At 60.4% G+C, this 25,931-nt stretch carries 25 protein-coding genes; 8 read left to right on the top strand and 17 right to left on the bottom strand.

Features of this window, described 5'->3' with window-relative positions:
* Positions 1-23 precede the first annotated feature (23 nt).
* Positions 24-977 carry a TRAP transporter substrate-binding protein gene (locus ERE07_RS16930; RefSeq protein ID WP_130010301.1) on the bottom strand — a complete coding sequence of 318 codons (954 nt, stop codon included), beginning with the start codon at positions 975-977 and terminating at the stop codon, positions 24-26.
* Between the two features lie 195 nt (positions 978-1,172).
* Positions 1,173-2,927: a biosynthetic-type acetolactate synthase large subunit gene (ilvB, locus tag ERE07_RS16925; protein ID WP_130010225.1), complete on the bottom strand. Its 1,755-nt coding sequence runs from the start codon at positions 2,925-2,927 to the stop codon at positions 1,173-1,175.
* Positions 2,928-3,129: 202 nt separating this feature from the next.
* On the opposite strand from ilvB, the gene ERE07_RS16920 reads away from it, so the two are divergent.
* Positions 3,130-3,690 (top strand): SET domain-containing protein, encoded by a 561-nt coding sequence (locus ERE07_RS16920; protein ID WP_245153764.1) that lies wholly within the window; start codon positions 3,130-3,132, stop codon positions 3,688-3,690.
* 15 nt (positions 3,691-3,705) lie between these two features.
* Here ERE07_RS16920 and ERE07_RS16915 read toward each other — a convergent pair whose 3' ends face one another.
* Positions 3,706-4,161, bottom strand: coding sequence for a hypothetical protein (locus ERE07_RS16915; protein ID WP_130010223.1), 456 nt, complete (start codon positions 4,159-4,161; stop codon positions 3,706-3,708).
* Positions 4,162-4,478: 317 nt separating this feature from the next.
* On the opposite strand from ERE07_RS16915, the gene ERE07_RS16910 reads away from it, so the two are divergent.
* From ERE07_RS16910 to ERE07_RS16900, 3 genes are all read left to right on the top strand, one after another.
* Positions 4,479-5,027 (top strand): TRAP transporter small permease, encoded by a 549-nt coding sequence (locus tag ERE07_RS16910; protein WP_167670957.1) that lies wholly within the window; start codon positions 4,479-4,481, stop codon positions 5,025-5,027.
* Entirely contained in the window at positions 5,024-6,322 is a 1,299-nt protein-coding gene (locus tag ERE07_RS16905) for a TRAP transporter large permease (protein WP_130010222.1), read from the top strand. The genes ERE07_RS16910 and ERE07_RS16905 overlap by 4 nt, the downstream gene beginning before the upstream one ends.
* 117 nt (positions 6,323-6,439) lie before the next feature.
* Positions 6,440-7,471: a DctP family TRAP transporter solute-binding subunit gene (locus tag ERE07_RS16900; protein WP_130010221.1), complete on the top strand. Its 1,032-nt coding sequence runs from the start codon at positions 6,440-6,442 to the stop codon at positions 7,469-7,471.
* A gap of 176 nt (positions 7,472-7,647) precedes the next feature.
* Here ERE07_RS16900 and ERE07_RS16895 read toward each other — a convergent pair whose 3' ends face one another.
* Positions 7,648-9,102 (bottom strand): AMP nucleosidase, encoded by a 1,455-nt coding sequence (locus ERE07_RS16895; RefSeq protein ID WP_425330990.1) that lies wholly within the window; start codon positions 9,100-9,102, stop codon positions 7,648-7,650.
* 221 nt (positions 9,103-9,323) lie between these two features.
* A complete protein-coding gene (locus tag ERE07_RS16890; RefSeq protein WP_130010219.1) occupies positions 9,324-9,743 on the bottom strand; it encodes a helix-turn-helix domain-containing protein in 420 nt (139 codons plus the stop codon).
* Between the two features lie 79 nt (positions 9,744-9,822).
* On the opposite strand from ERE07_RS16890, the gene ERE07_RS16885 reads away from it, so the two are divergent.
* Entirely contained in the window at positions 9,823-10,308 is a 486-nt protein-coding gene (locus ERE07_RS16885; RefSeq protein ID WP_209021171.1) for a DUF2938 domain-containing protein, read from the top strand.
* Between the two features lie 52 nt (positions 10,309-10,360).
* On the opposite strand, the gene ERE07_RS16880 is transcribed toward ERE07_RS16885, so the two are convergent.
* Positions 10,361-11,041 (bottom strand): O-methyltransferase, encoded by a 681-nt coding sequence (locus tag ERE07_RS16880; RefSeq protein WP_130010218.1) that lies wholly within the window; start codon positions 11,039-11,041, stop codon positions 10,361-10,363.
* 152 nt (positions 11,042-11,193) lie between these two features.
* On the opposite strand from ERE07_RS16880, the gene ERE07_RS16875 reads away from it, so the two are divergent.
* On the top strand, positions 11,194-12,129 hold the full coding sequence (locus tag ERE07_RS16875; RefSeq protein WP_130010217.1) for an AEC family transporter: 936 nt from the start codon (positions 11,194-11,196) through the stop codon (positions 12,127-12,129).
* Between the two features lie 4 nt (positions 12,130-12,133).
* On the opposite strand, the gene ERE07_RS16870 is transcribed toward ERE07_RS16875, so the two are convergent.
* The 3 genes from ERE07_RS16870 to uraH all read right to left on the bottom strand — a co-directional run bounded on the left by ERE07_RS16870 (position 12,134) and on the right by uraH (position 14,421).
* A complete protein-coding gene (locus ERE07_RS16870) occupies positions 12,134-12,454 on the bottom strand; it encodes a 4a-hydroxytetrahydrobiopterin dehydratase (protein ID WP_425330989.1) in 321 nt (106 codons plus the stop codon).
* 133 nt (positions 12,455-12,587) lie between these two features.
* Entirely contained in the window at positions 12,588-13,904 is a 1,317-nt protein-coding gene (locus tag ERE07_RS16865) for a urate hydroxylase PuuD (protein ID WP_130010216.1), read from the bottom strand.
* Positions 13,905-14,067: 163 nt separating this feature from the next.
* Entirely contained in the window at positions 14,068-14,421 is a 354-nt protein-coding gene (gene uraH / locus ERE07_RS16860; RefSeq protein WP_130010215.1) for a hydroxyisourate hydrolase, read from the bottom strand.
* 89 nt (positions 14,422-14,510) lie between these two features.
* Between uraH and ERE07_RS16855 the strand changes: the two genes are divergently transcribed.
* Complete coding sequence (locus tag ERE07_RS16855; RefSeq protein ID WP_130010214.1) at positions 14,511-15,269, top strand: GntR family transcriptional regulator; 759 nt, start codon at positions 14,511-14,513, stop codon at positions 15,267-15,269.
* 57 nt (positions 15,270-15,326) lie between these two features.
* Positions 15,327-16,262: an allantoinase PuuE gene (gene puuE / locus ERE07_RS16850; RefSeq protein ID WP_425330988.1), complete on the top strand. Its 936-nt coding sequence runs from the start codon at positions 15,327-15,329 to the stop codon at positions 16,260-16,262.
* Positions 16,263-16,322: 60 nt separating this feature from the next.
* On the opposite strand, the gene ERE07_RS16845 is transcribed toward puuE, so the two are convergent.
* From ERE07_RS16845 to xdhB, 8 genes are all read right to left on the bottom strand, one after another.
* A complete protein-coding gene (locus ERE07_RS16845) occupies positions 16,323-17,099 on the bottom strand; it encodes an alpha/beta fold hydrolase (protein ID WP_245153761.1) in 777 nt (258 codons plus the stop codon).
* A gap of 22 nt (positions 17,100-17,121) precedes the next feature.
* Positions 17,122-18,105: a Bug family tripartite tricarboxylate transporter substrate binding protein gene (locus ERE07_RS16840; protein ID WP_130010212.1), complete on the bottom strand. Its 984-nt coding sequence runs from the start codon at positions 18,103-18,105 to the stop codon at positions 17,122-17,124.
* 44 nt (positions 18,106-18,149) lie between these two features.
* Positions 18,150-19,043, bottom strand: a complete 894-nt coding sequence (locus tag ERE07_RS16835) for an MBL fold metallo-hydrolase (RefSeq protein WP_130010211.1) — start codon at positions 19,041-19,043, stop codon at positions 18,150-18,152.
* Positions 19,044-19,223: 180 nt separating this feature from the next.
* Positions 19,224-19,979 (bottom strand): GntR family transcriptional regulator, encoded by a 756-nt coding sequence (locus ERE07_RS16830; RefSeq protein ID WP_130010210.1) that lies wholly within the window; start codon positions 19,977-19,979, stop codon positions 19,224-19,226.
* Between the two features lie 15 nt (positions 19,980-19,994).
* Positions 19,995-20,933 (bottom strand): LysR family transcriptional regulator, encoded by a 939-nt coding sequence (locus ERE07_RS16825; protein WP_130010209.1) that lies wholly within the window; start codon positions 20,931-20,933, stop codon positions 19,995-19,997.
* 100 nt (positions 20,934-21,033) lie between these two features.
* Positions 21,034-22,383, bottom strand: coding sequence for a guanine deaminase (gene guaD / locus ERE07_RS16820; RefSeq protein WP_130010296.1), 1,350 nt, complete (start codon positions 22,381-22,383; stop codon positions 21,034-21,036).
* 10 nt (positions 22,384-22,393) lie between these two features.
* Entirely contained in the window at positions 22,394-23,584 is a 1,191-nt protein-coding gene (gene xdhC, locus ERE07_RS16815; RefSeq protein ID WP_130010208.1) for a xanthine dehydrogenase accessory protein XdhC, read from the bottom strand.
* The gene (gene xdhB / locus ERE07_RS16810; RefSeq protein WP_130010207.1) at positions 23,581-25,929 is read right to left on the bottom strand and encodes a xanthine dehydrogenase molybdopterin binding subunit; all 2,349 of its coding nucleotides are present in this window, start codon (positions 25,927-25,929) and stop codon (positions 23,581-23,583) included. Before xdhB ends, xdhC begins: the two co-directional genes overlap by 4 nt.
* Between the last annotated feature and the right edge of the window lie 2 nt (positions 25,930-25,931).

The raw sequence follows: 25,931 nt of genomic DNA, 5'->3' as shown, positions 1-25,931 counted from the left end.
CCGGCGGGCTCGCACCGAATTGGCTATTGGGTATTGCGGATAGATTCGACGAGCTCTTTGCCGAACTGCTTGTAGTACTGCGGGTAGACGGGCTCCACCGCCTTGACGAAGGCGTCGTGATCAACCTGGTTGACCTGCATGCCCTCTTTCTTGACGGCTTCGACACCGCTTTGCTCAATATCATCCACGTACTTGCGCATGGCCAGCGCCGATTCATGGCCCGCCGCCTTGAACTTGGCCTTATCGTCATCCGACAAGCCATCGTACACATTGGGCGACATCAGCACGAGTGCCGGCCCATATACGTGCGCGGTCAGGGACAGATACTTCTGCAACTGCGGCAGCTTGGCCGAGACAATCACCGACAGCGGATTCTCCTGACCATCGATGGTGCCCTGCTGCAGCGCTGTGGCGACCTCGGGCCAAGCCATGGGCGTGGCCAGCACACCCATCTGGCGGAAGGCGGCGATGTGAATAGGGTTCTCCGTGGTGCGGATTTTGAGGCCCTTGGCATCTTCAGGCTTGACGACGGGGCGCACGTTGTTGGTCAGATGACGAAAGCCCTGCTCACCCCAGGCCAGCGCGACCAGACCGCGCTTGGGAAAGGCGTCGAGCATTTTCTGGCCGATCTCGCCATCCAGTACTTTACGGGCCTGTGCCAGATCGCGAAACAGGAAGGGAATATCAAAGACACCGGTTTCAGGCACAAAGTTAAGCGTGGCGCCGGTGGAAACGATGGCCAGGTCGATAGTGCCCAGTTGCAGGCCTTCGATGACCTCGCGCTCGCCGCCCAGGGCGCTGTTGGGGAACTGCTCAATGGTGAACTCACCGTTGGTGCCGGACTCAATGGCTGACGCAAAAGCGGCAGCCCCCGCCCCGTAATGGGAACTGGTGGACAGCGCATAGGCCATCTTGAGTTTGGTCGCTCCCAGCGCGGGGCCAGCGGCAAACATGCCGACAGCGGATAGCGCCAGCATCCATTTGGTAAACCTGGTAGTACGCATTATTTCCCCAACTTTGTTTTCGTGAATGGCACAGAAAACCCTGGCAATGGTGCTCATGCCAAAGCTGACATCCCGCGCATGGATCACCTGCGCGGGGATTTTCGGTGCTAGGAGTTGTACCTGAAAGTGTCGCCTGGCGACATTGGGGTTTTCTAGCGCTTAACGCCTTCAGTCTTCCACATACCAGGTATCTTCCGACAGCATGACCTGTTGATGACCATAACCGGCAGGCATCATCGGAAAGCAGTTTTCCTGGGCAAGCACGACCACATCAAGAAAGAACGGGCCATCGTAGGCCAGGCATTCCGCCAGGGCGGCGTCCAGCTCGGCAGGATCCTCCACCCGCGCGGCACCCCAGCCAAAGGCCTTGGCCACCGCCACGAAGTCCGGAATCGACGCGTTGTAGCTATGGCTGTAGCGCCCGTCATGGATGAGCTCCTGCCACTGTCTCACCATGCCCATATGGCCGTTGTTGCACAGCACGACCTTGACAGGCGTGCGGTGCTGCACTGCCGTAGCCAGTTCCTGAATATTCATGAGCACCGAGGCGTCGCCGCTGACACAAATAACCGGCTTGTCGGGATGGCCGATCTGCGCGCCGATGGCAGCCGGCAGGCCATAGCCCATCGTGCCGGCCCCGCCCGAGGTGAGCCAGCGGTTGGGACGATTGAACTTGATGTATTGCGCCGCCCACATCTGATGCTGGCCGACATCGGTGGAAATAATGGCGTCCGATCCTTCGAGCGCCTTGTCCAGCCGCTGCATGAGATCTTGCGGCAGAATGTTTTCCGTCGAAGGCTGGACCTTGAGGCACTCTTTGGCGCGCCACACCGCGATACGCTGCCACCATGCATCCAGCCGGCCCGATTGCGGTTCCAGCTGTGCCAGCTCCTTGCGCAGGGCGCGCAACAGCGGATAGCAGTCGCCCACCATGGCAACGTCGGCACGAACAACCTTGTTGATGGAAGCGGGATCGATATCCAGATGGATCTTGCTGGCATGCGGACAGAAATCCGACAGGCGACCGGTAATGCGATCATCAAAGCGCGCACCCACACAGATGATGAGGTCGGCGTGGTGCATGGCCAGGTTGGCTTCAAGCGTACCGTGCATGCCCAGCATGCCCAGGAACAGCGGGTCGTCGGCGGGGAACGCGCCCAGGCCCATCAAGGTCAGCGTGCAGGGCGCCCCCATATCCTGAACCAGGGTAGTAAAGGCATGGCAGGCGTCGATGCCGGAATTGATCAGGCCACCGCCACCGTAAAATACCGGACGCTTCGCATTGGCGATCAGAGTTGCGGCGCGCTTGATGGCGGCTTCCGCGGTGGGGCCGGTGGTTTCCACGCCTACCGGCACATCCATGGGGTCGCTCGCCGGGGCAGCCGCTGAGTCCGGCACCAGGCCGATCTGCATGTCTTTGGGAAAGTCCAGCAACACCGGGCCCGGCCGGCCAGAGGTTGTCAGTTGATACGCCTTGGCAGCCAATGCCGCGACATCCTCGGTGCGGCGGATCTGCGCATTCCATTTGGTGACAGGACGCGAGATGCCGATGGCATCGCACTCCTGAAATGCGTCGGTGCCGATCGCGCTGGTGGCGACCTGGCCGCTGATGCACAAGACAGGAATCGAATCGCACATCGCGTCGAGCAGACCCGAGGTGGTATTGGCCATGCCCGGGCCCGACGTCACCACAACAACACCCGGCTTGCCTGTAGAGCGCGCATAGCCTTCGGCTGCATGCACCGCTCCCTGCTCGTGCCTGACCAGCACGTGCCGGATGCGCGGTTCGGAATACAAGGCATCATAAAGCGGCAAGACGGCGCCGCCCGGATAGCCGAAAATCGTATCGACACCCTGGGCAATAAGGGCTTCGAGCAGGCTTTGCGCGCCGTTGCGGGCAGTGGATTCGTCTGAGGTGTTCACGGAGTGGCACTTAATTTCATAAGATATCGGTTCCTCAAGTTTACCCTTTCGCTTGAAGGCACTTTTACTCAACCCGTCTTCGTAAACCCGGACACGCTTCATGACCCGCCAGAATCCGCGCACCACCGATCGCCCCGCCTCCCCCCGCACCCCTCGCAAAGCGCCCGCCAGAACCCCCTGGCATGTCGTCAGGCAATCCGCCCTGCACGGAAATGGCGTGTTCGCGGCCAAACCCATTCCCGCGGGCACGCGCATCATCCAGTATGGCGGCAGGCGCATCACCTCAGACCAGGCCGATGCGCTTTTTCCCACCAATCCCGATGATCCCTTTCACACTTTTTTCTTTTCGCTGAGCAGCGGCATGATCATTGATGGCGGCAATCGCGGCAACGACGCGCGCTGGATCAATCATGCCTGTAGTCCCAATTGCGAAGCCCAGGAAAATAGCGATGGCACACGGGTCACCATTGTTGCGCTGCGCGATATCCCCGCTGGCCAAGAGCTGTTCTACGACTATGGCCTGATGATCGATGGGTGCGTCAGCAAAACCCTGCGTAAACAGTATTTATGCCTTTGCGGCTCGCCCGAATGCCGGGGAACCATGCTGGCGCTGCCCAAGAAAAAGGCAAAGAAAGCAAAAAAGATGGAAGGAAAAAAAGCCGATGCCAAATCGAACAAACGACAAGGCGGCGTAAAGGAGAAAAAAAGCCTGGCAGGCAGTAAGGACAGCGCAAAACGGAAGACGGCGAAACGCGCCCGGTGAGACCGGGTTTGCCAATCAGCATGCAGGCCTGCCGACGACAGTTGTGTTAACACGCTGGCCCAGGGCGGGCAGTTCAAACACGGCGGTTACCTTAACCTTATGGCCCAAGGCCTGCGCGCAATCCCGCGCGACGACTTGGGCCAGCATTTCGACGTCGCGCACCACGGGGTGTCCAATAAATGCGCGGATATAGCCAGCCAACGAAAAGACTTCCAGGAACGCCCCCCTGCTCCGATAGCGAATGCACAGGCTCGAGCCAGGGCCTGGGTTGTGCGAGGCCGGGCATAGTTCGGGCAGCGTCACATGGTGCGCCTGGCGTGTCGTCATGAGCGGATTGGGGTTGCGGATGATCTTGAGAACGGCACCCGTATCCGGTGCGATGTAGCGATTCGCGTCCGCAAACACGATTTGCGCCATATCGAAGCCGCTCACCGCGCCGATATAGGCGGCGAGCCACAAAAAGCGATACAAGACCCGACTCCTCAGGACCGCCACCAGACGAGAGCCGGCGCAGCCACGAAACAAAAGGAATTGCGGCATCAGGGCTTGGCCCAGGCCGCAATGGACTGGCGCATTCTACGACGCGAACGGCCTGTCGCGCCAGTGGCGGGGGCCTGCAATTCGGCACGGCTCACGGCGGATTTGGCGCGGGCGGACGTGCCATGCACCAGACCCGCCTGGCTCAGGGGAAACCCTGAACGCTTCGTCCCCTTAATCTGCGCGCTGACGCGTTAGCATGTGGTCTTTCTTTATAAAAGAATAAACGCCGCGGCGAGCGGCTTCCTATCATGTCCAATTCACGCAACATGGCCAGCGAGCCAGACAAGCCGGCGGAGGCCATTGAGCCCATTCTGCCGGAAATCAGCGACCCGCCTGTCAAGGTGCCACTCAGCATAGAAGACTGGATTTCAGTGCTCATCATGGCGACGCTGGCCATCATTACCTTTGCCAACGTGCTGGTGCGGTACTTCACGGACGGTTCATTTGCCTGGACGGAAGAAATATCCATCTTTCTGCTGATCGTGCTGACGATGACCGCTGGCGCCACCGCATTTGTGCGCAATCAGCACATCCGCATTGAGCTGTTTGCCGATGGCGGCTCACCGGCTCGCCAGCGCATTTTGGCAATCGTGAGTCTCTTGGTCACGCTTCTGTTTTTTATTCTGCTGGCCGTGCTTTCGGCACGGATGGTATACGACGAATATAACTGGGGCGATACATCGCCGGCGATCGGCATCCCCACGTGGTGGTATTCGATGTGGATGCCCATTCTCGCGACCGGGATCGCGCTGCGCGTTGCAGGTATGCTGCAACGTCGCCTGCGGAGCCGCCCATGACGGCGGCGCTGCTGTTCATCACGTTTGCGGTGCTGATGCTGATCGGCACCTCGGTCGGCGTGGCGCTGGGCGTGGCGGGAACGCTCTCCATCATACTGACCAATCTGGATACGAACTGGTATGGGCTTTTGGCCGTGCCGCAGAATTTCTATGCGGGGCTGGCAAAGTATCCCTTGCTGGCCATTCCCATGTTTGTGCTGGTGGGGTCGATTTTTGACCGGTCTGGCGTCGCCAGCCGTCTGGTGAATTTTGCGATTTCCATCGTCGGGCGCGGGCCAGGCATGCTGCCGCTGGTCGCCATTGCGGTCGCGATGTTTCTGGGCGGGATATCAGGTTCCGGGCCAGCCTGCGCGGCTGCGGTCGGGGCGGTCATGATCGGCGCAATGGGGCGCGCCGGCTATCCCCCCTCCTACTCGGCCAGCATTGTGGCCGCAGGGGCCTCGACGGACATTCTGATTCCACCCTCGATCGCTTTCATTGTGTATTCGGTGCTGGTGCCGCAGGCGTCTGTGCCTGCTCTCTTTGCGGCAGGAATGATCCCGGGAATCCTGGTTGGCATCGCGCTGATCATACCGGCCGTGTGGCTGGCGCGCCGCCACAACATGGGCGCGCTGGAGGCCGAGTTGCCCCGGCCCCGCTTCTGGCCCAGCCTGCTGCATGCCTCCTGGGGGCTGGCAGCACCCGTGCTGATTCTGGGCGGCATGCGTATCGGGCTGTTCACGCCCACCGAGGCCGCCGTCGTGGCCGTGTTCTACGGACTGTTCGTGGGGATGTGCATACATCGCACGATCAAGGTGCGCGACCTGTTCGGCATTCTGCGCGAAGCGGGTGAGCTGTCGGCCGTCATCATGCTGGTGGTGACGCTGGCGGGCATTTTTGCGTGGGCACTGTCCACGCTCAGTATTATCGACCCCGTCACCCGCGCCATTGTCAATTCCGGTCTGGGAGAATATGGCGTACTCAGCCTGCTGATTGTCCTGCTGGTTGTATTGGGCATGTTCCTGGACGGTATTTCGATTTTCTTGATTTTCGTGCCGCTGCTGGTGCCCATTGCCAACGTCTACCAATGGGATTATGTGTGGTTTGGTGTGCTGCTTACCATCATGGTTGCCGTGGGGCAGTTTACGCCGCCGCTGGCCGTGAACTTGATGGTATCGTGCCGGATCGCCCGGGTGCCCATGGAGAGCACTGTGCAGTGGGTGTTGTGGTTGCTGGTGTCCATGTTTACCGTGCTGGTGCTGGTGATCGTCTTCCCCGAGCTGGCCTTGTGGCTGCCACGCTATCTGGGATTCTGACGCAAAACGGCCCGCCTTCACCGCCTGGCGGGCCCGGACGTTAACGCTTGCGGGATAAATCGGCTGTCGTTACCATTGCTCACATTAACGAGAACAATCATTGAACGAGGAGAACTCATGAAAATCCGCACTTTGCTGGGCGCCATCGCCTGCTCGGTGGCCGCGCTGGCTGCCACGTCCACGGCCCACGCGGCCAATTACAAATCCGAATACAAGCTTTCCATTGTGGTGAGCACCGCTTTCCCCTGGGGGCAAGGCGCGCAGATCTGGTCAGATCTGGTGCGCGAACGCACCGACGGCCGCATCAATATCAAAATCTACCCCGGCACATCGCTGGTGCAAGGCGACCAAACGCGCGAGTTCACCGCCATCCGGCAAGGCCTGATCGACTTGGCCATTGGTTCGACCATCAACTGGTCGCCGCAAATCAAGGAACTCAACCTCTTCTCTCTGCCCTTCCTCATGCCCGACTATGCTGCCATCGATGCGCTGATCGAGGGCGACGTCGGCAAGCAGCTATTGAATATCGTGGAAGGCAAGGGCGTCGTGCCGCTGGCCTGGGGTGAAAACGGCTATCGCCAGCTCAGCAATTCCAAGCACGAAGTCAAATCGCCGGAAGACCTGAAAGGCATGAAACTGCGCGTGGTCGGCTCGCCGCTGTACATCGACACATTCACCGCCCTGGGCGCCAACCCGACGCAAATGAGCTGGGCCGATGCCCAACCCGCCCTGGCCACCGGCGCAGTGGATGGTCAGGAAAACCCGCTCTCCATTTATGCGGGCGCCAAGCTTTACGACGTGGCACAGAAATACCTGACACTGTGGAATTATGTTGCCGATCCGCTCATCTTTGTGGTGAACAAACAGGTCTGGGAATCCTGGACGCCAGAAGACCAGAAGATCGTGCGTGATGCTGCGCTCGAGGCCGGCAAGAAGGAGATCGAAATCGCCCGTAAAGGCGTGACGCCCGAGGATCCTGCCCTGCTCAAAGAAATAGAAGGTCACGGCGTGACCGTCACCTCGTTGACACCCGAGCAGCACGATGCGTTCGTGAAGGTCACGCAACCCGTCTTCGACAAATGGAAAAAGACGGTGGGCGAAGCGCTCGTTGACCAGGCGCAGAAAGATATTGCCGCACGCAAGCAATAAGCGAAACACGCAACGCATCCAGCATGCCCGCCCGCCTGGCCGCGCCTGAATAGGCCTGGCGGGCTTTCGCATCCGGCCGCCAGGCCGGCACGCGTGAGCGCCCGCGACAACTGCCGCCCCTTGGCGTTTGGCACGCACGGAATCTGTCGGCCCGCCTGCGCGGGACGACAGGCCTTTTATTTGAACGCGGTCTCGATAAAGCTGCGCAGCTTGCGTGAGTGCAGCCGCTCACGCGGCATGTCGCGCAGGAGCTCCAGCGCACGGATGCCGATATGCAAATGCTGGCCCACCTGCTTGCGATAGAAATTGCTGGCCATGCCAGGCAGCTTGAGCTCGCCGTGCAGCGGCTTGTCTGATACGCAAAGCAGCGTGCCATAGGGGACGCGAAAGCGAAAACCGTTGGCGGCGATTGTGGCGGATTCCATATCCATCGCAATCGCGCGTGATTGCGACAGCTGGCGCACCGGCTCGACATTGTCACGCAGTTCCCAGTTACGGTTGTCGGTGGAAGCTACCGTGCCGGTGCGCATGATTTTTTTGAGTTCCCACCCATCCAGCCCGGACACCTGCGCCACCGCCTGCTCCAGCGCGACCTGGATTTCGGCCAGCGGCGGTATGGGCACCCAGATGGGCACATCTTCGTCCAGCACATGGTCCTGGCGCACATAGCCATGCGCCAGCACATAATCGCCCAGGCGCTGCGTTGTGCGCAGTCCTGCGCAATGCCCCAGCATCAGCCAGGCGGAAGGCCGCAGCACGGCCACATGATCCGTAATCGTCTTGGCGTTGGCCGGCCCGATGCCAATATTGATGAGCGTGATGCCAGAGTGCTGGTCGCGCTTGAGATGATAGGACGGCATTTGCGGAATGCGGGCAAGCGGCGCATCCTTGCATGCGCCCTGGGGCCCCGGCACGCTAATGCGATTGCCTGGCTCGACCAGCGCCGTGTAGCCGCCCTCGCCGCTGGCCAGCACTTGCTTGGCCCACAGGCAGAACTCGTCGACATAAAACTGATAGTTGGTAAACAGCACGAAATTCTGAAAGTGGTCGGGTGCGGTCGCCGTGTAATGCTGCAGCCGGTGCAATGAATAGTCGATCCGTGGCGCGGTAAAGGGGGCCAAGGGCTGTGCTTCATTGCGCTGACCCTGCCAGGTGCCATTGACAATGGTGTCATCGGTCACGGCCAGATCGGGCACGTCGAAATGATCGCGCAACGATTCGCCCAGCAGCGAATCCGAATACACGCCCTCTACATACTGCTGGTCATCGCCAAATGAAAAATGCAGCGGGATGGGCAAGTTAGATTCACCCACCTCGACGGGTACGCCATGATTGCGGATGAGCAGCCCGATTTGCTCAAGCAGATAATCGAAATAAAGCCGCGGCTGGGTAATGGTGGTCATGTAGGCGCCTGGCTCGACCAGGTGGCCGTAGGACAGCCGGCTGTCGACTTCCTGGTAAGTATCGACACGTATGCGCAGGGCCGGGTAATAGGCGCGAATGCGCCGGTTATCGCCCCCCACCTGAATATAGCGCGAGAAGCCATCGCGTATGAACGCTGTGTTGCGGTCGTAGATTTCGACCAGCCGCCGCACCGCCGCTTCGGCATCGGTGTAGCTGACAAAAGGCATGAGAGGCGGCAGCAGCGCCGAAAGAAGCGAATCTGAAGAATTGTGCATGGCCTGCGTCATAAAAACCCCAAGTGTAGAGGGCTATAGCGTTTCACAGTCAATATAACCAATAAACAATACGAAAACATTGCTGCCATCGTTCAGTATCGATGCCGACCATCAATCGTCAAGCCGAGTTGTTGCTGTCCACAATGCCAAGAGGCGTCAGAGATGCACAGGGCTCAAGCGCGTGATACCTTTTCCAGTAATGGCCTGATCTCGCCAGCGTTTGCCGCACGCATCAGCCTGCGAAAAGTGGGGCAATCAAGATGACTTTTTTCCGGACAATCCGCCGCATGGCGCAAGCCGTCCCGCACCGCTTTCATTTGCTTGATTGAACGGTCGATCTCCTCAGCCTTGGCCATCAGCGCCTGCCGGTCAATATGCGTTTTGCCGTCTGCATGAAGCATGCCGCCGATTTCGTGCAACGAGAATCCAGCCGCCCGTCCCAGCGCGATGATGGCCAGTTGATCCAGTACGCGCAAATCGAACACGCGACGCTGTGCTCGCCGCCCTATGGAGCGAATCAGTCCTTTTTCTTCGTAAAAGCGGAGTGTTGACGTCGCCAGGCCCGACCGCTTTGCAACTTCAGAAATATCCATATTCAGCCCTTGCGTTAAAGTGCACTTGAACCACTATAGTGAAAACAACAATGTAACTCCTAGAGGAAACGGTGGCTTTATGAATGAATCGATCTCTGCGGCGATGTACTGGCTTGGGGTGGGCGCTGGCGCCACTGTGCTGATGGATTTGTGGTCTCTGCTGCTGCGACGCATGGGCATCCCCACACTGGATTACGCGATGCTCGGCCGCTGGTGCGGACATTGGACCCAGGGCAGATGGTTTCATCAATCCATTAAAGACGCGGCTGCGGTCCGCGGCGAAAAGGTTTGCGGTTGGGCGCTGCACTACTTCACTGGCATTGCATTCGCTTTTGCGCTGGCGTGCTGGGTTGGCCCGCATTGGATTAAGGCGCCCACGCTCACGCCTGCGTTATTGATGGGGATCCTGTCGGTTGCATTGCCCTGGTTGATTCTTCAGCCAGCACTTGGTGCGGGCGTGGCGGCCGCCAAAACGCCTCGCCCATGGATGGCTCGCGCGGCAAGCCTGACAACTCACGTGGTGTTTGGGTGTGGACTGTTTCTCAGCGCAAGGGCCATGGCGTGAGTGGGAATCCTCGACATTGCCGGGTCTTTCGCGCGAACCCGGCCCAACGCACTTATCCTTTGACGAAGGAAACGGTAAAGCCATCCCAGCCCTTTTCTCCCACGGTTTGCAGCGCAGTACTGTCCAACCGAGGGTCTGCTGCCAGCATCTCGGCAAAGCGCCTTACCCCAAGCACATTCGGATCCGTACTCCTGCGATCCACCACAGCTCCTCCCCTTACGACATTGTCTCCAACGATGACCGAGCCAGGGCGCGTGAGCTTCAGTGCCCATTCAAGATAAACAGGGTTGTTAGGCTTATCAGCGTCAATGAAGACGAGGTCAAAAGGGCCTTCGAGCCGGGGCAGCACATCAGATGCTGCGCCGACACGGATATCCACCTTGTCGGCGCATCCGGCGGCACGGCAGTTTTCAAGCGCAACGTTTGCCCGCAGCGGGTCGATTTCGATGGAGGTTACACGGCCTTCCGGCTTCAGGGCGCGAGCCATCCAGATGGTGCTGTACCCACCTAGCGTTCCAATCTCCAGCACATGGCGCGCACCCATGAGCTTGACCAGCAATGCCAAGAATTTTCCCTGAACTGCCGATACATCATGAGACGGCATTCCCGCTTCCGCATTTGCACTCAGCGCGTTCGTCAGGGCTTCATCTTGCGGCGCCAGCAGCTCCGAAAAATAGTCGTCTACAGCGGCCCATTTATGCGCATCAGCGCCAGGGTAGTTTGGGGTTCTCAATATGGCCTCCTGTTTCCACCGCTACGATGAATATTTGCTTTAATATCTGGCACGCTAGGCGCAAACAGGCAAAGCGTCAAGGCCCCTATATCCACTATCCCGTTACGCAATCCCCGCAACGCAAACCCCAGGACATTGAGACATCGAGCACCGTGAGCATCATCGTTAATGCCGTCTTTCCGCTTTTTGCGCTGATTCTTCTGGGCTATCTCGGTGGACGCAAACGGCTGCTTGGCCCAGGGGCCGTCGACAGCCTGAACAAGTATGTGGTCTGGATGGCCTTGCCCGCCCTGCTGTTCCAGGCAATGGCCACCGTCACCTGGAATGAAATCAATCAGCCAGGCTACATCGCAGCCACCGTGTTGAGCATTGCCATTGTCTTTGCGGTGTCGTTTCTGCTTGAGCGGCGGCGCAAGGCCCGGCTCGCGGACCTGAGCATCGAGGCGCTGGCAGCCTCCTACGCCAACGCGGGCTTTATGGGCATCCCCTTGTGCCTGATGGTGTTCGGACACGACAGCATGCCCGCCGTGGTGCTGGCCATCCTGGTCACGGCGTGCGGCCTGTTTGCGTTTTCGATCGTGCTGGTCGAAATCGATCTGCAAAGCGTGCCCAGCCTGCCGCGCACGCTCGGCAAAGTGAGCCTGTCGCTGCTGCGCAATCCGTTGGTCGCCGCTCCCGTGCTAGGCATGATCGTGTCCATACTGGGCCTGCCGCTGCCGTATGCCATCAAACAGTTCACCACCCTGCTCGGCGACTCGGCCAGCCCCTGCGCGCTGGTGACGATAGGCCTGTTTCTGTCGCAAAGGCGTGCTGCGCGCCAGCAGGGCACGGTATGGCGCATCGTTGCGCTCAAGTTGCTGCTGCATCCGCTTGCGGCGTTTGTGCTGGCGTATTGGGTATTTGATATGCCGCCCATGTGGGCCGCGGTCGCCGTATTGCTGGCAGCCTTGCCTGTGGGTACCGGCCCCTTCATGCTGGCTCAGTTATATCAGCGCGAACCCGCTGTGGCTTCGCGCGCGATTCTGCTGTCTACCGTACTATCCCTGGTCACGGTATCCGCGCTGGTTGCCTGGCTGGAGCATGCCTGAGGCATCAGGCCAGTTGATCCATGAACAGCGCCAGCGAGACATCGCGTTCCGTGACACCCTTGGCATCATGCGTGGTCAGCGTGACGCTGACACGATTGTAGACATTGGTCCATTCAGGGTGATGATCCAGCTTTTCGGCCTGCATGGCCGCCTGGGTCATGAAGCCGAACGCTTCGTTGAAGTTCTTGAAGATGAACGTTTTGTGAATGGCATCACGCCCTTCCGTGGCCGACCACCCCTCAAGCAACAGCAAGGCCGAAGGCGCGCCTATCAGTTTCAGTTCGTGCTTCATCATGACTGTCCTTTGGAGAGCGCCACCGCGCACGCCGTCCGCAATCTCTGGATTGAACCTGAAGCTTATAGTCTACCCTGCCAGGTCTCTGCTGCCTACACTTCTCGTCAACAGGGTCCGCCTGATAACAGACGGGCCCTGGCAGGAACCGCGGCAAGACAGCGGACTATTGACCCGCCCAGCTCGCGATAAGCGCGCGCTCTTCGTCGGTCATCTTGGTGATGTTGCCCAGCGGCATGTATTTGCTCGCCACCACCTGCTTGATCTGGGCCGCATGCATAAGGGTTTCGGCGTTGGTATCCAGTGCGACGCCCGCCGGCGCGGCCGCAATGCCCGCGAACGTCGGTTTGGCTGAATGGCATTCTGTGCAGCGCGCCACCATGATGTCATGCACCTTGTCGATGGTGATGCCGGATTCTGCCTCGCCCGCGCCCGACTGGGCGGACGCGGCGGCCGTCGCCGATGCCGCAGCGGTTGCGGCAGACGACGTCTGCGCAGCCGACGTGCCCGCTGCCGAAGAAGACACCGCAGCCGGGCTTGCAGGCGCGACGGCCGGGGCTGGCGCGGCCAGCCAGCCGATGATGGCCAGAAGCACGACGCCTGCAATCGGATAGCCGATCTCGTTCCTGCCCATGTGGCGCAGCACGAAGTACTGGCGTATCACCGCGCCGGCAAAGATGAACAGCGTCATGATGATCCATGCGTGCGGGCTGGTATACGTGAACGAATAGTGATTGCTCAGCATCAGGAACACAACCGGCAGCGTGAAATAGGTGTTGTGCACCGAACGCTGCTTGCCGCGTTTGCCATCCAGGGGATCAGGCGTCTTGCCCGCCTTGAGCGCGGCGACCATGCGGCGCTGACCGGGGATGATCCAGAAGAACACATTGGCAGACATACAGGTGGCCATCAAGGCACCGGTAATCAGGAAGGCCGCACGGCCTGGGAAAATCTGCACAGTAAGATAGGCGCAGATCACCATCATCACGCCGACGGCCACGCTGAGCAGACCATCACGCTCCATATTGGGGCTGATGCGACGGCACAGCTGCGAGTAGATGATATAGCCGACCACCAGAAACGCCACGGCCAGTATCCCGGCCTGAACACCGCTCATGGACGCTGCCCAAGCCCAGGGGCTGGACGGGTTGACCAGGTAAAAGGCCGGCTTCATGAGGTACAGAATGGCAAACAGCGCAAAGCCCGACAGCCAGGTTGTGTACGACTTCCAGAATGACCAGTGCAAGTCGTCGGGCAATTCGGCCGGATTGGTCAGGTACTTTTGGTTGTGGTAGAAACCGCCGCCGTGCACCGCCCACATTTCGCCGAATACACCGCGTTTTTTGCTCTCCTCGCCGCGCGGCGGATGCAGGCTGTTGTCGAGCATGACAAAGTAGATGGATTCGCCTATCCAGGAGATCGCGGCGATGACGTGCAACCAGCGCAACAACAGGTTGCCATATTCATACAGAAAAGCTTCCATGAGAAGTCCTATGCATAGCGTTAAGACACCCGACTTGCGGGTGCCCGGGCCTGGGCTTCGAGCGCCGCCGGCTAGGGGCGCCAGAGGGTCGCCATACGCTCAAATACTCCGGCCCCGGGTGTCACGCCCCGGATGGCTGGCCGCATAACGCGGCCAGCGCAAATCAACTGCCTCGATACGTAGACCACGTCCATGGCGTGGTTACCAATGGCACATGATAGTTTTCGTCGGGGTTGGCCACACCGAAACGCAGCACCACCTGATCGACAAATCGCGGCTCAGGCACGCTCACGCCTTTGCCTGCAAAGTAATCACCGATGTGGAACACCAGCTCGTAAACGCCCTGTTGCAGCGCGTCGCCCTGGAGCAAAGGCTGGTCGCAGCGGCCGTCGTTATTCGTTGCGACATCGGCCAGCGCACTGCGGCCGTTGTCCTGGATGCGAAAAAGTTCGATGCGGACGCCTTGGGCGGGCTTGCCGTGCATGGTGTCGAGTACGTGGGTGGATAGCTTACCCATGTTGTCTCCAATAATTGTCTACAATTTATGTTGACGATTTTGGGTTAATCCCCAATAATTGTCAACAGTCCTTTTCGAGAATTTCGAGCATGCTGCACCTGACTTCGCATCACGATGTAACAGCCTCGCTCGAGGCGCCCAAAGCCTCGTCGTGGCGTGCCTCCTACGATGCCAGCGAGCGAACAGAGGTAGATCGCGTCTATGACGACATCTTCGATGCCGTGATGGACAGGCGCCTGCTGCCCGGCGCCAAGCTGACCGAAGCCGCATTGTGCAAAGTCTTTGCCTGCTCGCGCAGCACGGTACGCGCGGCGCTGTCCGCCCTGGCACACAACAAGATTGTCGATCTGGAGCCCAACCGCGGCGCCTTCGTCTGGCAGCCCGACGCCAAAGAAACCCGCGATGTTTTCGAGATGCGCCGGCGCATGGAATGCATGATCATCGACATGCTGCTGGCCGTGCCCGATCTGTCCGCACGGCTGCAGCCGCTGTACGCCATGGTGGCGCGCGAACGACAGGCGTTCGAGCGCGGCGATCGCGTCAGCTGGATACGCCTGTCCAATGCTTTTCACGTTGAAATGGCCCACATCCTGGGCAACGCTGTGCTCACCGAAATCATGCACAGCCTGTGCGCACGCACCACGCTGATCATCGCGCTGCACGATACGCCCGGAGAATCCGCCTGCTCGTATGTCGAACACGAAGACATCCTCGACAAACTATCCCGGGGCGAGGCGGATGCCGCCAAAGGGGCGATGCATCATCACCTCGCTGATTGCGAAGCCCGCATGGATCAGCCAGACAAAAAGCCGGCCGATCCCTGGCTTGCCTTCAGCGTAAAGCGTTAGATTGCTATCCCTGGCACGCCAGGGCCTTTTCAGAACCTGTCTTTCCGGAGCCTGTTCATGCAACAAAACTATCCACGCGACCTCGTCGGATATGGCCGAAACCCGCCATTTGCCAATTGGCCAGGCAAAGCCCGCATTGCGGTCCAGTTCGTGCTCAATTACGAAGAAGGCGGCGAAAACTGCATTCTGCATGGCGATGAAGGGTCCGAACAGTTCCTGTCCGAGATCGTTGGCGCGGCCAGCTTTCCGGATCGCCATCTGTCCATGGAATCCATCTACGAGTATGGCTCGCGCGCCGGCTTGTGGCGTATTCTGCGAGAATTCGAACGCCGCGGCCTGCCGCTGACGATTTTCGCGGTCGGCATGGCGCTGGAGCGCCACCCCGAGGCTGCCCAGGCATTTGTTGAACTCGGACACGAGATCGCCTGTCATGGCTATCGCTGGATTCACTACCAGTCGGTACCCGAAGACGTCGAACGCGAGCATATGCAGCGTTGCGTTGAACGCATCACCCATTTGCTGGGTCGGCACCCCGAGGGCTGGTACACCGGCCGCGACAGCCCCAACACCCTGAGGCTGGTCGCCGAAGAAGGCGGCTTTCTGTACGACTCCGACTACTATGGCGACGACCTGCCCTTCTGGGCGCGCGTACAGCTGGGCGACGGCACCTACAAGCCCCAACTGATTGTGCCTTATACCCTGGATACAAACGACATGCGCTTCGCCTCACCACAGGGATTCAACAGCGGCGACCAGTTCTTTACCTATCTCAAGGATGCCTTTGATGTCCTGTACGAAGAAGGCGACGAAACACCCAAGATGCTCTCGGTCGGCCTGCATTGCCGGCTGATCGGCCGTCCGGGCCGCTTTGCCTCGCTCAGGCGCTTCCTGGATTATGTGCAGGGCCATGACCGCGTCTGGATTCCGACACGCGCCGCCATTGCCCGCCACTGGATCGAACATCATCCCTGGCGCGACGACGCAAGGGCCTGAGCGTTTCGGCTGGGCCCCCGCATCCCATGCGTCACGTCCCGTGTCGCATGGGATGCGGGGTCAGGCCGGATGAACGTCGGATTGCATGAACTCCAGCAGCGCGGTTTCGAACAGCCCAGGTTCTTCAAGATGGGCGGCATGGCCGCAGCGTGGCAGCATGACCAGGCAGGCATTGGGCAGGGCCTGGCTGAGCGCGATGGCGCTGTCGGGGGGATGGCTGCGTTCCTGCTCGCCGAGAATCACCAGCACGGGCGTGCGCACATGGCTGAGCCTGCCCGTGTAATCCGAATCGAAAAAGGCCCGCAACGCCGCTGCGGCCCCCTCCCCGGTCATCCCCTGCGCGGCCTGCAGGCAAACCTGCATGGCATAGGTGCTGTCCTGGGGGCTGGCGAACCAATTGCGCACAATGCGATCCGCCGTCGTGGCCGGGCCGTCACGATGCAGACTGCTCAGGGTGTCGTCAAGGCTTTCGAAGCGACGCGAGGCGTCCACTTTGAGGCCGGCGCCATAGAGCACCGCAGCCATCAACCGGTGTTCGTGATGGGCCAGCAACTCTTGCACCACGAACCCGCTCATCGAATGGCCGATCACGCAGAACTTGTCCAGCCCCAGGCTATCCGCCAGCGCGAGCACGGCCTGCGCAAACGCCGCGGCTGTTTCCAGTGCGGGCGCTGGTGGCGCAGAGCCAAAGCCGGGCCAGTCGATGGCGATGAGGTCGTAGCGATCGCACAGGCGCCGCGACAGATCCGACCAGAATCCCGAAGACGAGGCAAAGCCATGCAGCAAGATTATCGCGGGACCGCTGCCTTCGCGACGGAACGTCAGTCTGGATGTCATAGGATAGGCCTGTCTGGCGTGATCAGTTCAGCTTGACGCCAGACTTCTCAATGACGTCTTTCCAGTAGGGCGCTTCGCGCGCCAGGCTAGCCTTGAATTGCTCGGGCGACCCAGGCTCCACGACAAAGCCCAGCTTCGCAAGCTTCTCGCGCGCATCGGGATTGGCCAGGGCTTTCTGCAATGCCGCGCTGAGCGTATCGATGATGGCCTTGTCGGTACCCACGGGCGCGGCAAGCCCCCACCAGTTGCTGACTACCGCGTCGCCTATGCCTACCTCGGCGGTCGTGGGCACATCGGGTAGCGCGTCAAAACGCTGGGCCGACGCCACCGCCAACGGGATGATCTTTCCGGTTGAAAGATACGACGAAGCAATGCCGTAGCCGCCTATGTAAACCTGAATCTCATTGGCCAGCAAGGCTTGCACGCCAGGTCCTGAGCCTCTGTATTGAATGGCCACCAAATCGCCTTGCACCGCTTCCGACAGCAGCCACCCCGACAGCGCAGGCGTCGTGCCCGCGCCGGGTGTGCCGTAGTTCAGTTCGCCGGGATGCGCTTTTGCGTAATCCCTGAATTGCGCAAAGTCCTTGGCGGGTATTTCCGTGTTCAGGTAGATAAACGCAGGCACATCCACGACCTTGCCAATGGGCTCGAAATCCGTGAGCGGGTCGTAGCCCATATCCTTGTACAGGTACTGATTAATGACAAAATTATTGGTTGCGCCCAGAACCAGGGTATAGCCGTCGGGCGCCGCCCGTGCCACCGCCTGCGAACCTATATTCCCGCCCGCGCCGCTTTTGTACTCGATGACCACTGGCTGACCCAGCTCGTCGGACAGCAGCGGCTGGAGGATGCGCATGACAATATCGCCCGCGGCGCTGGGCGCATAAGGCAGCACGATGCGCACCGGCTGATCGGGATAGGCGGCATAGGCGGGGGCGGAAACCCCCGTCAGCGTAAGCACCACCGCAGCCAGCCAGATTTTCAATGCATGGGATCCGGAAAACATAAAACCTCCTGAAATGATTCAGTGAAGGACAGGCCACCAGGGCGCTAAAGATCAATGCGCATCAAATCGGTTGCCAGGCGCAGCTCGCCTTTGTAGCTTTGACGAATATCCCGCGCGACTTCATCCAGCCGCTCCGGGCCCATCAGATCGACCGGCAAATGGTTTTTTGCAGCGCGCTTGATGACCGGGCTGGTTGAGTCGTAATGCCCAAAATGCGTGGCCACCAGACTTTTGACCTTGGCCTTGGCGGCGATGTCGCCCAGTTGCAGCGGGCTGGTATGCGCATAGGTGCCCACGCCGGATTTAGCGCGATGCTCGAGAAACGACTCGGGAAATGTGCATTCATGAATCAGCAGATCGGCGTCCATCGCAAGCCGAATCATGGATTCACAGGGTGCGGTGTCGCCGCTGAACGCCACAACCTTGCCTTCTGCCTCGAAGCGGATGCCGAAGCAATCCGTGATCTCCGTGGGAATGTGGTCGACCAGGTCAATGTACACCTTCACATCGTCGTCTTCGTACATGAGCCCCGGGGCCACCTCGATAACCTGCGGACGTACTGCATCGATGTTTTTCTGCCGCACGGCGTACGAGGCCCTGGCCTTGATATCCAGCCGAAACGCGCCGTTCTCAAAGGAATGGTCGACGAAGTCTTGCGTGCCGCGCGGCCCGAAGACCTTGAGCTTGCCTTCGCGATTGAACACCCAGCTGGACAATACGAAGAACGGCAGCCCGCAGACATGGTCGTAATGCAAGTGGCTCAGGAATACCCACGGAACATCCGCAGGATTGATGTTGGCCTTGACCATCTGGCGCGTCGAACCCTCGCCGCAGTCAAAAAGATAGTGCTTTCCGTTATCCAGCGTAACAAGAATGGACGATTGCGCGCGGTCGGGATCGGGCAATGCCGCACCCGTGCCCAGCATGGTGATTTTCAAGTTGAACTCCTCGTGTAGTCAGGGAAGTGGCGATTTTTTAAAAGTACGCTTTTTAGTACTTTATAGTTGAAGCCTTAAATATTCAACAGAAAATTCTGTATTCAATTGTGTGCTGTCTCTGGTGCGTCAGGGTAAATACTGACTTGAGGACGTTCGCGGCCTGCTCGAGGCGCGTGTGTATCAATCCTCTTCGTCGAAGGGCTGAAAATGCGTTTCGATATACAGATATTTGGCGGGATAAAGAATACTGGCCGCGTAGACGGTTTCCTGCTGCGCGTTCTTGGCAATGCGCAGGGCCCGGGCGACGGGCATGCCGATATCGATGTCAAGATGCCTGGCCATCAGCGCATCGGCCGCACGGATGGTGAGCATCTGTGTTGCCGTGCGGATCTCTTCTTTGAAGTACCTGGCCATGACAGGCAGCACGGGCTCGGTTTCGAACGCCTGTTGCTGCTGACGGGCCAGGCGCTCGGCCACATACACCGTGTTCAGGCTGTAGGGAATGTTGGCCGTCCAGTTGATGCGCGTGGTCCGCCAATAGGCATCGGCAACATGGTCATCGGACAGTTCCGGGGGCAGCGCGCCGCGACCGACATCCAACACGGTAAAACGCACATCTAGGTGCTCGATATGCCTGACCAGCGAACGCCAGTCGGTGGGCAACATCAACCAGTGCTCTTTGGCGGCGTCGTTAATGACGAACGTGCCCTTGCCGCGCGTGCGCTCGATCAGGCCCTCGCGCGCCAGCTCGTCCAGTGCAGCACGTACGGTTGCGCGCGATACGCCGTATTGCTCGACCAGCTCGGGCAACGTGGGAATCTGCGTGCCGATCGGCCATTCGCCGCGCTCCAGCCGCGACCGCAGAATGTACTTGATCTTGAGCGACAAGGGCAGACGCGTGCGCTTGCGCAGCGTGGCGTTCAGAGCAGACGTCATCGCAACACACCTCGCCTATGCCTGCACGCCTGTCAGCGCCCGCCCGCAATCGCCCAGCAGGCGTCTGAGCCAGCGATGCGAGGCCGACTGATGGTTGCGTTCGTGCCAAAGCTGATAAAAACGCATGGGTGGAAACGGCAGGGGCGAGGTCAGGATGGTCAGCGGCAGCAGGTTGGCGTAAAAGGCCGCAAAGTGCCGCGAGGTGGTGAAGACAAGATCCGTATCGGCCAGCAGATAAGGCGCCAGGTTGAAGGACTGCACAACCAGCCGTTCATCGCGCTCGATGCGCGACGAGGCGAGCACGCTGTCGATGACGCCGCGCTGGGTGATTGAATACGGCAGGGGCACGACATGAGGCACCTGTTGATAATCCTGCAGCGTCATGCCCTTCTTTGCCAGCGGATGATTGGCGGCCACCAGGCAAACGATTTCGTCTTCCAGCAATACAGACAAGTGCATGCGGTCTGGCGGTTCGGGCCAGTTGCCAATGACAACGTCCAGATCGCCCTCGGCCAGCGAACGCTCGAAGTCGAAATCCGGGCCCAGGGAGTGCACAGTAAGGCGTGCGTGCGGCGCTTCGCGCCGCAGACGGGCGGAAACACTGCCCATGAACACAGGGGCCAGATAATCGGGCGACCCGACGCGAAAATCCTGACGCGAGGTAAAGGGCTCGAAGTTTTCGGGCTGGGCGACCATGCTGTCTATCTGTGCCAGCGCGCCCTTGGCGTGCTCAAGCAGGCTGAGCGCACGCTCAGTAGGAACCATGCCGCCTTTTTCGCGCACCAGCAGCGGGTCACCCAGAATGCCGCGCAGCCGCCGCAGGGCGACGCTGATGGTAGGCTGCGACTGGTTCAGCTTGAGCGCAACACGCGACACGCTGCGCTCTGCCACAAGCAGGCAGAACACCTTGAGCAAATAGGTATCCAGTTCTTCAGTGGTGCGCCGCACCGTCATTGTGCTTCCTCCAGATTCATGCTTGTCTCGGCGGTACCGTTGTTCCCGGCACGGCCAGAGCCATCATATAGGAATCTGGGAAAGCTGCGCTATTTTCGGGTCATGCGCCGGCCTGCCGCGCGTGCAGTTGACGCCCGGCGGCATAGGTGGCGGCCACTGCGCGATCATCCCCTAGCATCGCCAGCGCGAACAGCAATTCCTCCAGCGAACCTGACTGCGCAGTACGGCGTGCCAGCAGCGGCGTGGCCTGTGGATCCAGCACAATGAAGTCCGCTTCAGCGCCAGGCGCCAGCGTGCCGATCTGGCCATCGAGCCCGAGCGACTGCGCCGCACCCTGGGTCGCCAGATAAAACATGTTGAGCGCGCTCAGGTGATAGCCGGAAAGACGCGCCACCTTGTGCGCTTCGTTCATGGTCTGCAGCATCGAAAAGGAAGAACCGCCGCCCACATCGGTGGCCAGAGACACCGGCATGCCACTGGTTTCGGCCGATGCAAAATCAAACAGGCCGCTGCCCAGAAACTGATTGGAGGTGGGGCAGTGGGCGGCGAGCGCACCCGCATCGCGCATGCGGCGGCGATCCGTGTCGTCGAGCCAGATGCAATGGCCGTACACCGCGCGGGGGCGCAGCAAGCCGTACTGATCATAGATATCCAGATAGCTGCGGTAGCCGGGGTACAACTGCGCCACCCACTTCACCTCGTCCGCATTCTCTGCCACATGGCTCTGGATGAAGATATCCTGATAACGCTGGGCCAATTCGCCGCACACGCCCAGCTGCGCGGGTGTCGAGGTCGGCGCAAAGCGTGGCGTCAGCGCATACATCTGCCGGCCCTTTCCATGCCAACGCTGGATCAGCGTTTCGCTGTCGCGTCCGCCCGATTCAGCCGTATCGCGCAGGAACTCCGGGCAGTTTCTGTCCATCAACACCTTGCCTGCCACCATGCGCAGATTGCGTTCATGACTGGCCGTAAAAAAAGCCTCCGCCGATCCGGGATGGACAGTGCAGTAAACCAGCGCGGTCGTCGTGCCGCAGCGTTGCAGTTCGTCCAGAAAGAAATGGGCTACCTCGGTCGCATGCGCCGGATCGTCAAACCGCCTTTCCGTCGGAAACGTCCAGGTTTCCAGCCAGGGCAGCAAGCCTGCGGCGGGGGAAGCAATCATGTCCGTTTGCGGATAATGAATGTGGGTGTCGATAAAGCCCGGAATGATGAGCTTGCCGCGCAAATCCACAATCCGCGTGTTGGGCGCCAGTCCAGACACCAGGCGCCGGTAATCGCCAATCTGGGCAATCCGGCCATCTTCCACCACCAGCAGGCCGTCTTCCAGGAATACCGTCGCGCCATTTTCCGTGTCGCCATCAGGCACGCCGGTAAAGTAAAGCAATCGGGAACGATAGGCCGCACGCGGGCCCTGGCCGCCTGCGGCGGCAGTGATTTGACTTGAGTTCATGCTGATACGGTCAATGGACATACACCAGCTCATCGGCAAACGCAGACATCTGCGTTGCCACGCTGGCGGCCGGTGTGGATGGGAATTGCAAGGCAGCCTGCCGTTGCTCGTTAACGCGCAGCAGTTCGGCCACCACCGAAATGGCGATCACTTCCGGCGCCTTGCCGTGAATGCCTTCGATACCGATCGGGCAAACCATCTGCGCAAAGCGCCGCGGGTCCACCCCACGCTCGGCTAGCCGTCGCTCGAATTTGCGCCGTTTGGTCAGCGAACCAATCAGGCCAAAGTAGGCAAAATCATCGCGCTTGAAGATATGCTGGCACAGCCGCTGGTCCAGCGCATGGCAATGCGTCATCACCAAAAAACAGCTGCCTGCCGGCGCCTGGGCCACCACCGCCTCGGGCGTGTCGGTGGCTTCGATCTCGACATGGGCGGGGATCTCGGCGGGAAACTGCGCATCGCGCTCGTCCACCCAGCTAATGGTACACGGCAGGCTGGACAGCACCCGGACAATGGCCTGGCCGACATGTCCCGCGCCAAACAAGACGATATGCAGGCCAGGCGGCGCCAGTCGCTCCGCCATGACGAGCCGCCCGTCAACGCTGGCGAGAACGCACGTTTCTGGCGCAGAGGGCACTGAAGCGCGGTGGGCGCTTGTGCGAGCGGGCAGGCTCTGCGCTGGCCATGCGGGCGCCTCCGATAAAGGCTGCGCCGACGGCGCGGCACGCTCATGGCTTCCCTGCGTTCTCAGCACGTTGCCGGCATCGGCATCCAATAGCACCACCTGACTCGTCACGGGCCGGCCCTGCTCATCGCTGACCGTACGCTGGCGCACACAGGCGCGTCGGCCGCGCAAGGCCGTGTCGAGCGCCTGCAGCCATTCTGCATCCGCTTGTGCAAGCAGCTCAAAGACCAGCGTGGCGGCACCGCCGCAGCACTGCCCCAGGCTGGGGCCCAATGGCATGCGCTCAACCTTGCACGCAGCATCCAGCGCCTGGCCGCGCAGCATGGTGCGGGCAAGATCCAGCGCGCGCCACTCCAGATGACCGCCTCCTATGGTGTCCCATTGCTGGCTCGCGGACACCAGCATCTTGGCGCCCGCTTCGCGCGGCGTCGATCCCTCGGCCCGGGCAACCGTGACCAGCACGGCGCGCTCGCCCGCCCCGATCAATCGCAATGCCTGCGTGAGCCAAGTGTTCACGACCGTGCTCCCAGCCCACGCACCGCCATCACCGCGTTGAGAATAGCCTCTGGCGTGGCGGGCGCATTCAACGGCGGTTCGTGGCGATAGTCGCCTACGCTGGCGACTGCGTCACGAATGGCATTGAAAACGCTGAAAGGCAGGAGCAGCGGTGGTTCGCCTACCGCCTTGGAACGATGAATGCTGTCCTTGACGTTGCGGTTGTCGAACAGCTTGACACGAAAGTCTGCGGGGCAGTCGCTGACGGCGGGAATCTTGTAGGTGGACGGGGCGTGCGTCATCAGCCGCCCCTCCTTGTTCCAGAACAGTTCTTCCATCGTCAGCCAGCCCATGCCCTGGATGAACGCGCCTTCGACCTGGCCGATATCGATGGCCGGATTGATGGAGCGGCCTACATCGTGCAGGGCATCGGCGCGCAGCAGCTTCCATTCGCCGGTCAGCGTGTCAATAATCACCTCGGACACCGCCGCGCCATAGGCGTAGTAATAAAAGGGCTTGCCCGACATGGTCTTCTTGTCCCATCGTATGCCCGGCGTGGCGTAAAAGCCTTCGGACCACAATTGGACCTGCGCCCAGTAGGCGGCATCCACCACCTCGACAAAAGGCAGCCGCTGCCCATTCACGATGACATGGTTGTCGACGAATACCACTTCGTCGGGCCTGCCGCCCCATTTTGCAACCGCGGCCTTGGCGAGACGACGCCGTATCTTCACGGCGGCATCCTGCGCAGCCTTGCCGTTCAGATCCGTGCCCGTGGAGGCCGCCGTGGCCGAGGTATTGGCGATCTTGCTGGTATCGGTCGCGGTGACGCGCACCCGATCCAGATCCAGGCCCAGTTCGGCCGCAGCCACCTGGGCCACTTTGGTATTGAGGCCCTGGCCCATTTCCGTGCCGCCGTGATTGACCAGCACCGAACCGTCGCGGTACACATGCACCAGTGCGCCGGCCTGGTTGAAGGCGGGCACGTTAAAGGAAATACCGAATTTCACGGGCGTGAGCGCTAGCCCGCGCTTGAGTATCGGGCTGCTGCGATTGAAGTCCAGCACGGCCTGGCGGCGTGCACGATAATCGCTTTCTGTCTCCAGCTGATCCACCAGAGGATGCAGGATATTGTCCACAACGATCTGGCCGTAAGGTGTCGTGTTGCGGTCTTCGATCCCGTAAAAGTTCACGCGCCGGATGTCCAGCGGATCGCGCGCCAGCTTGCGCCCTATCATGTCGAGCAGCACTTCCATCATCAGCGCGCCCTGCGGTCCGCCGAAACCCCGAAAAGCCGTGTTCGATTGAGTATGAGTCTTGCCGCACATGGCTTTGATCTCGACATCGGGCACATAGTAGGCATTATCAAAGTGGCACACGGCGCGCGTGGCCACCGCCTCGGACAAATCAGCCGAAAAACCGGCGCGCAAGGTCATGTCCAGTGTCACGCCCAGGATACGGCCCTCGTCGTCGTAGCCAACGTCGTACTCGTAAAAGAAGCCGTGGCGCTTGCCGGTGATCATCATGTCGTCGTCGCGATCGGCGCGCAGCTTGACGGGACGACGCAGGCGTGTCGCGCTGATCGAAGCCAGGCAGGCGAATAGCGCTGACTGCGATTCCTTGCCGCCAAAGCCGCCGCCCATGCGCCGACATTCAACCAGCACCTGGTGCGACTGCCAATTCAGCGAATGCGCAATCAGCGCCTGCATTTCGCTGGGATGCTGGGTGGAACACCACACATGCACGCCATGGCTTTCCCTGGGCACGGCATAAGCGATCTGTCCTTCCAGGTAAAACTGCTCCTGGCCATTGCACTCAAAGGTGCCGGTCAGGCGATGGGGCGCCGCTTCAATTGCCCGGCAGGCATCGCCCCGCGTCAGGCACATCGGCGGCAGCACCATGGACTGCTCGGCCTTGGCCTGCTGGGGCGACAGCACGGCCGGTTTCTCTTCATACTCCACCCTGGCCATGCGCGCCGCGCGGCGGGCGGCGTCGTGGCTATCGGCGACCACCAAAAACATGGGCTGGCCGATGTATTGCACCAGGCCATCGGCCAGCAAAGGATCATCGTGAAGGACCGGGCCGCAATTGTTTTCGCCCGGAATATCCTGCGCAGTCAGCACGGCAACCACGCCCGCGGCCTGCCGCACCGGCTCCAGATCCATGGATACGACACGCGCATGCGCCTTGGCCGACAGGCCCAGCGCGGCATGCAGCGTTCCGATCAATTCAGGAATATCGTCGGTATAGGTGGCCTCGCCACTGACGTGCAGGTCGGCCGATTCGTGCACCAGGCTCTTGCCGGTGGCCCTGGTGTCGCCAACCGTCACCGGCTGCGCCATGAAAGCTTCTACTTGCGTATTCATTT

Origin of the sequence: Allopusillimonas ginsengisoli (assembly GCF_004153455.1) — a bacterium.
Taxonomy (GTDB): domain Bacteria; phylum Pseudomonadota; class Gammaproteobacteria; order Burkholderiales; family Burkholderiaceae_B; genus Allopusillimonas; species Allopusillimonas ginsengisoli.
This window is presented reverse-complemented; position numbering and strand designations above follow the sequence as displayed.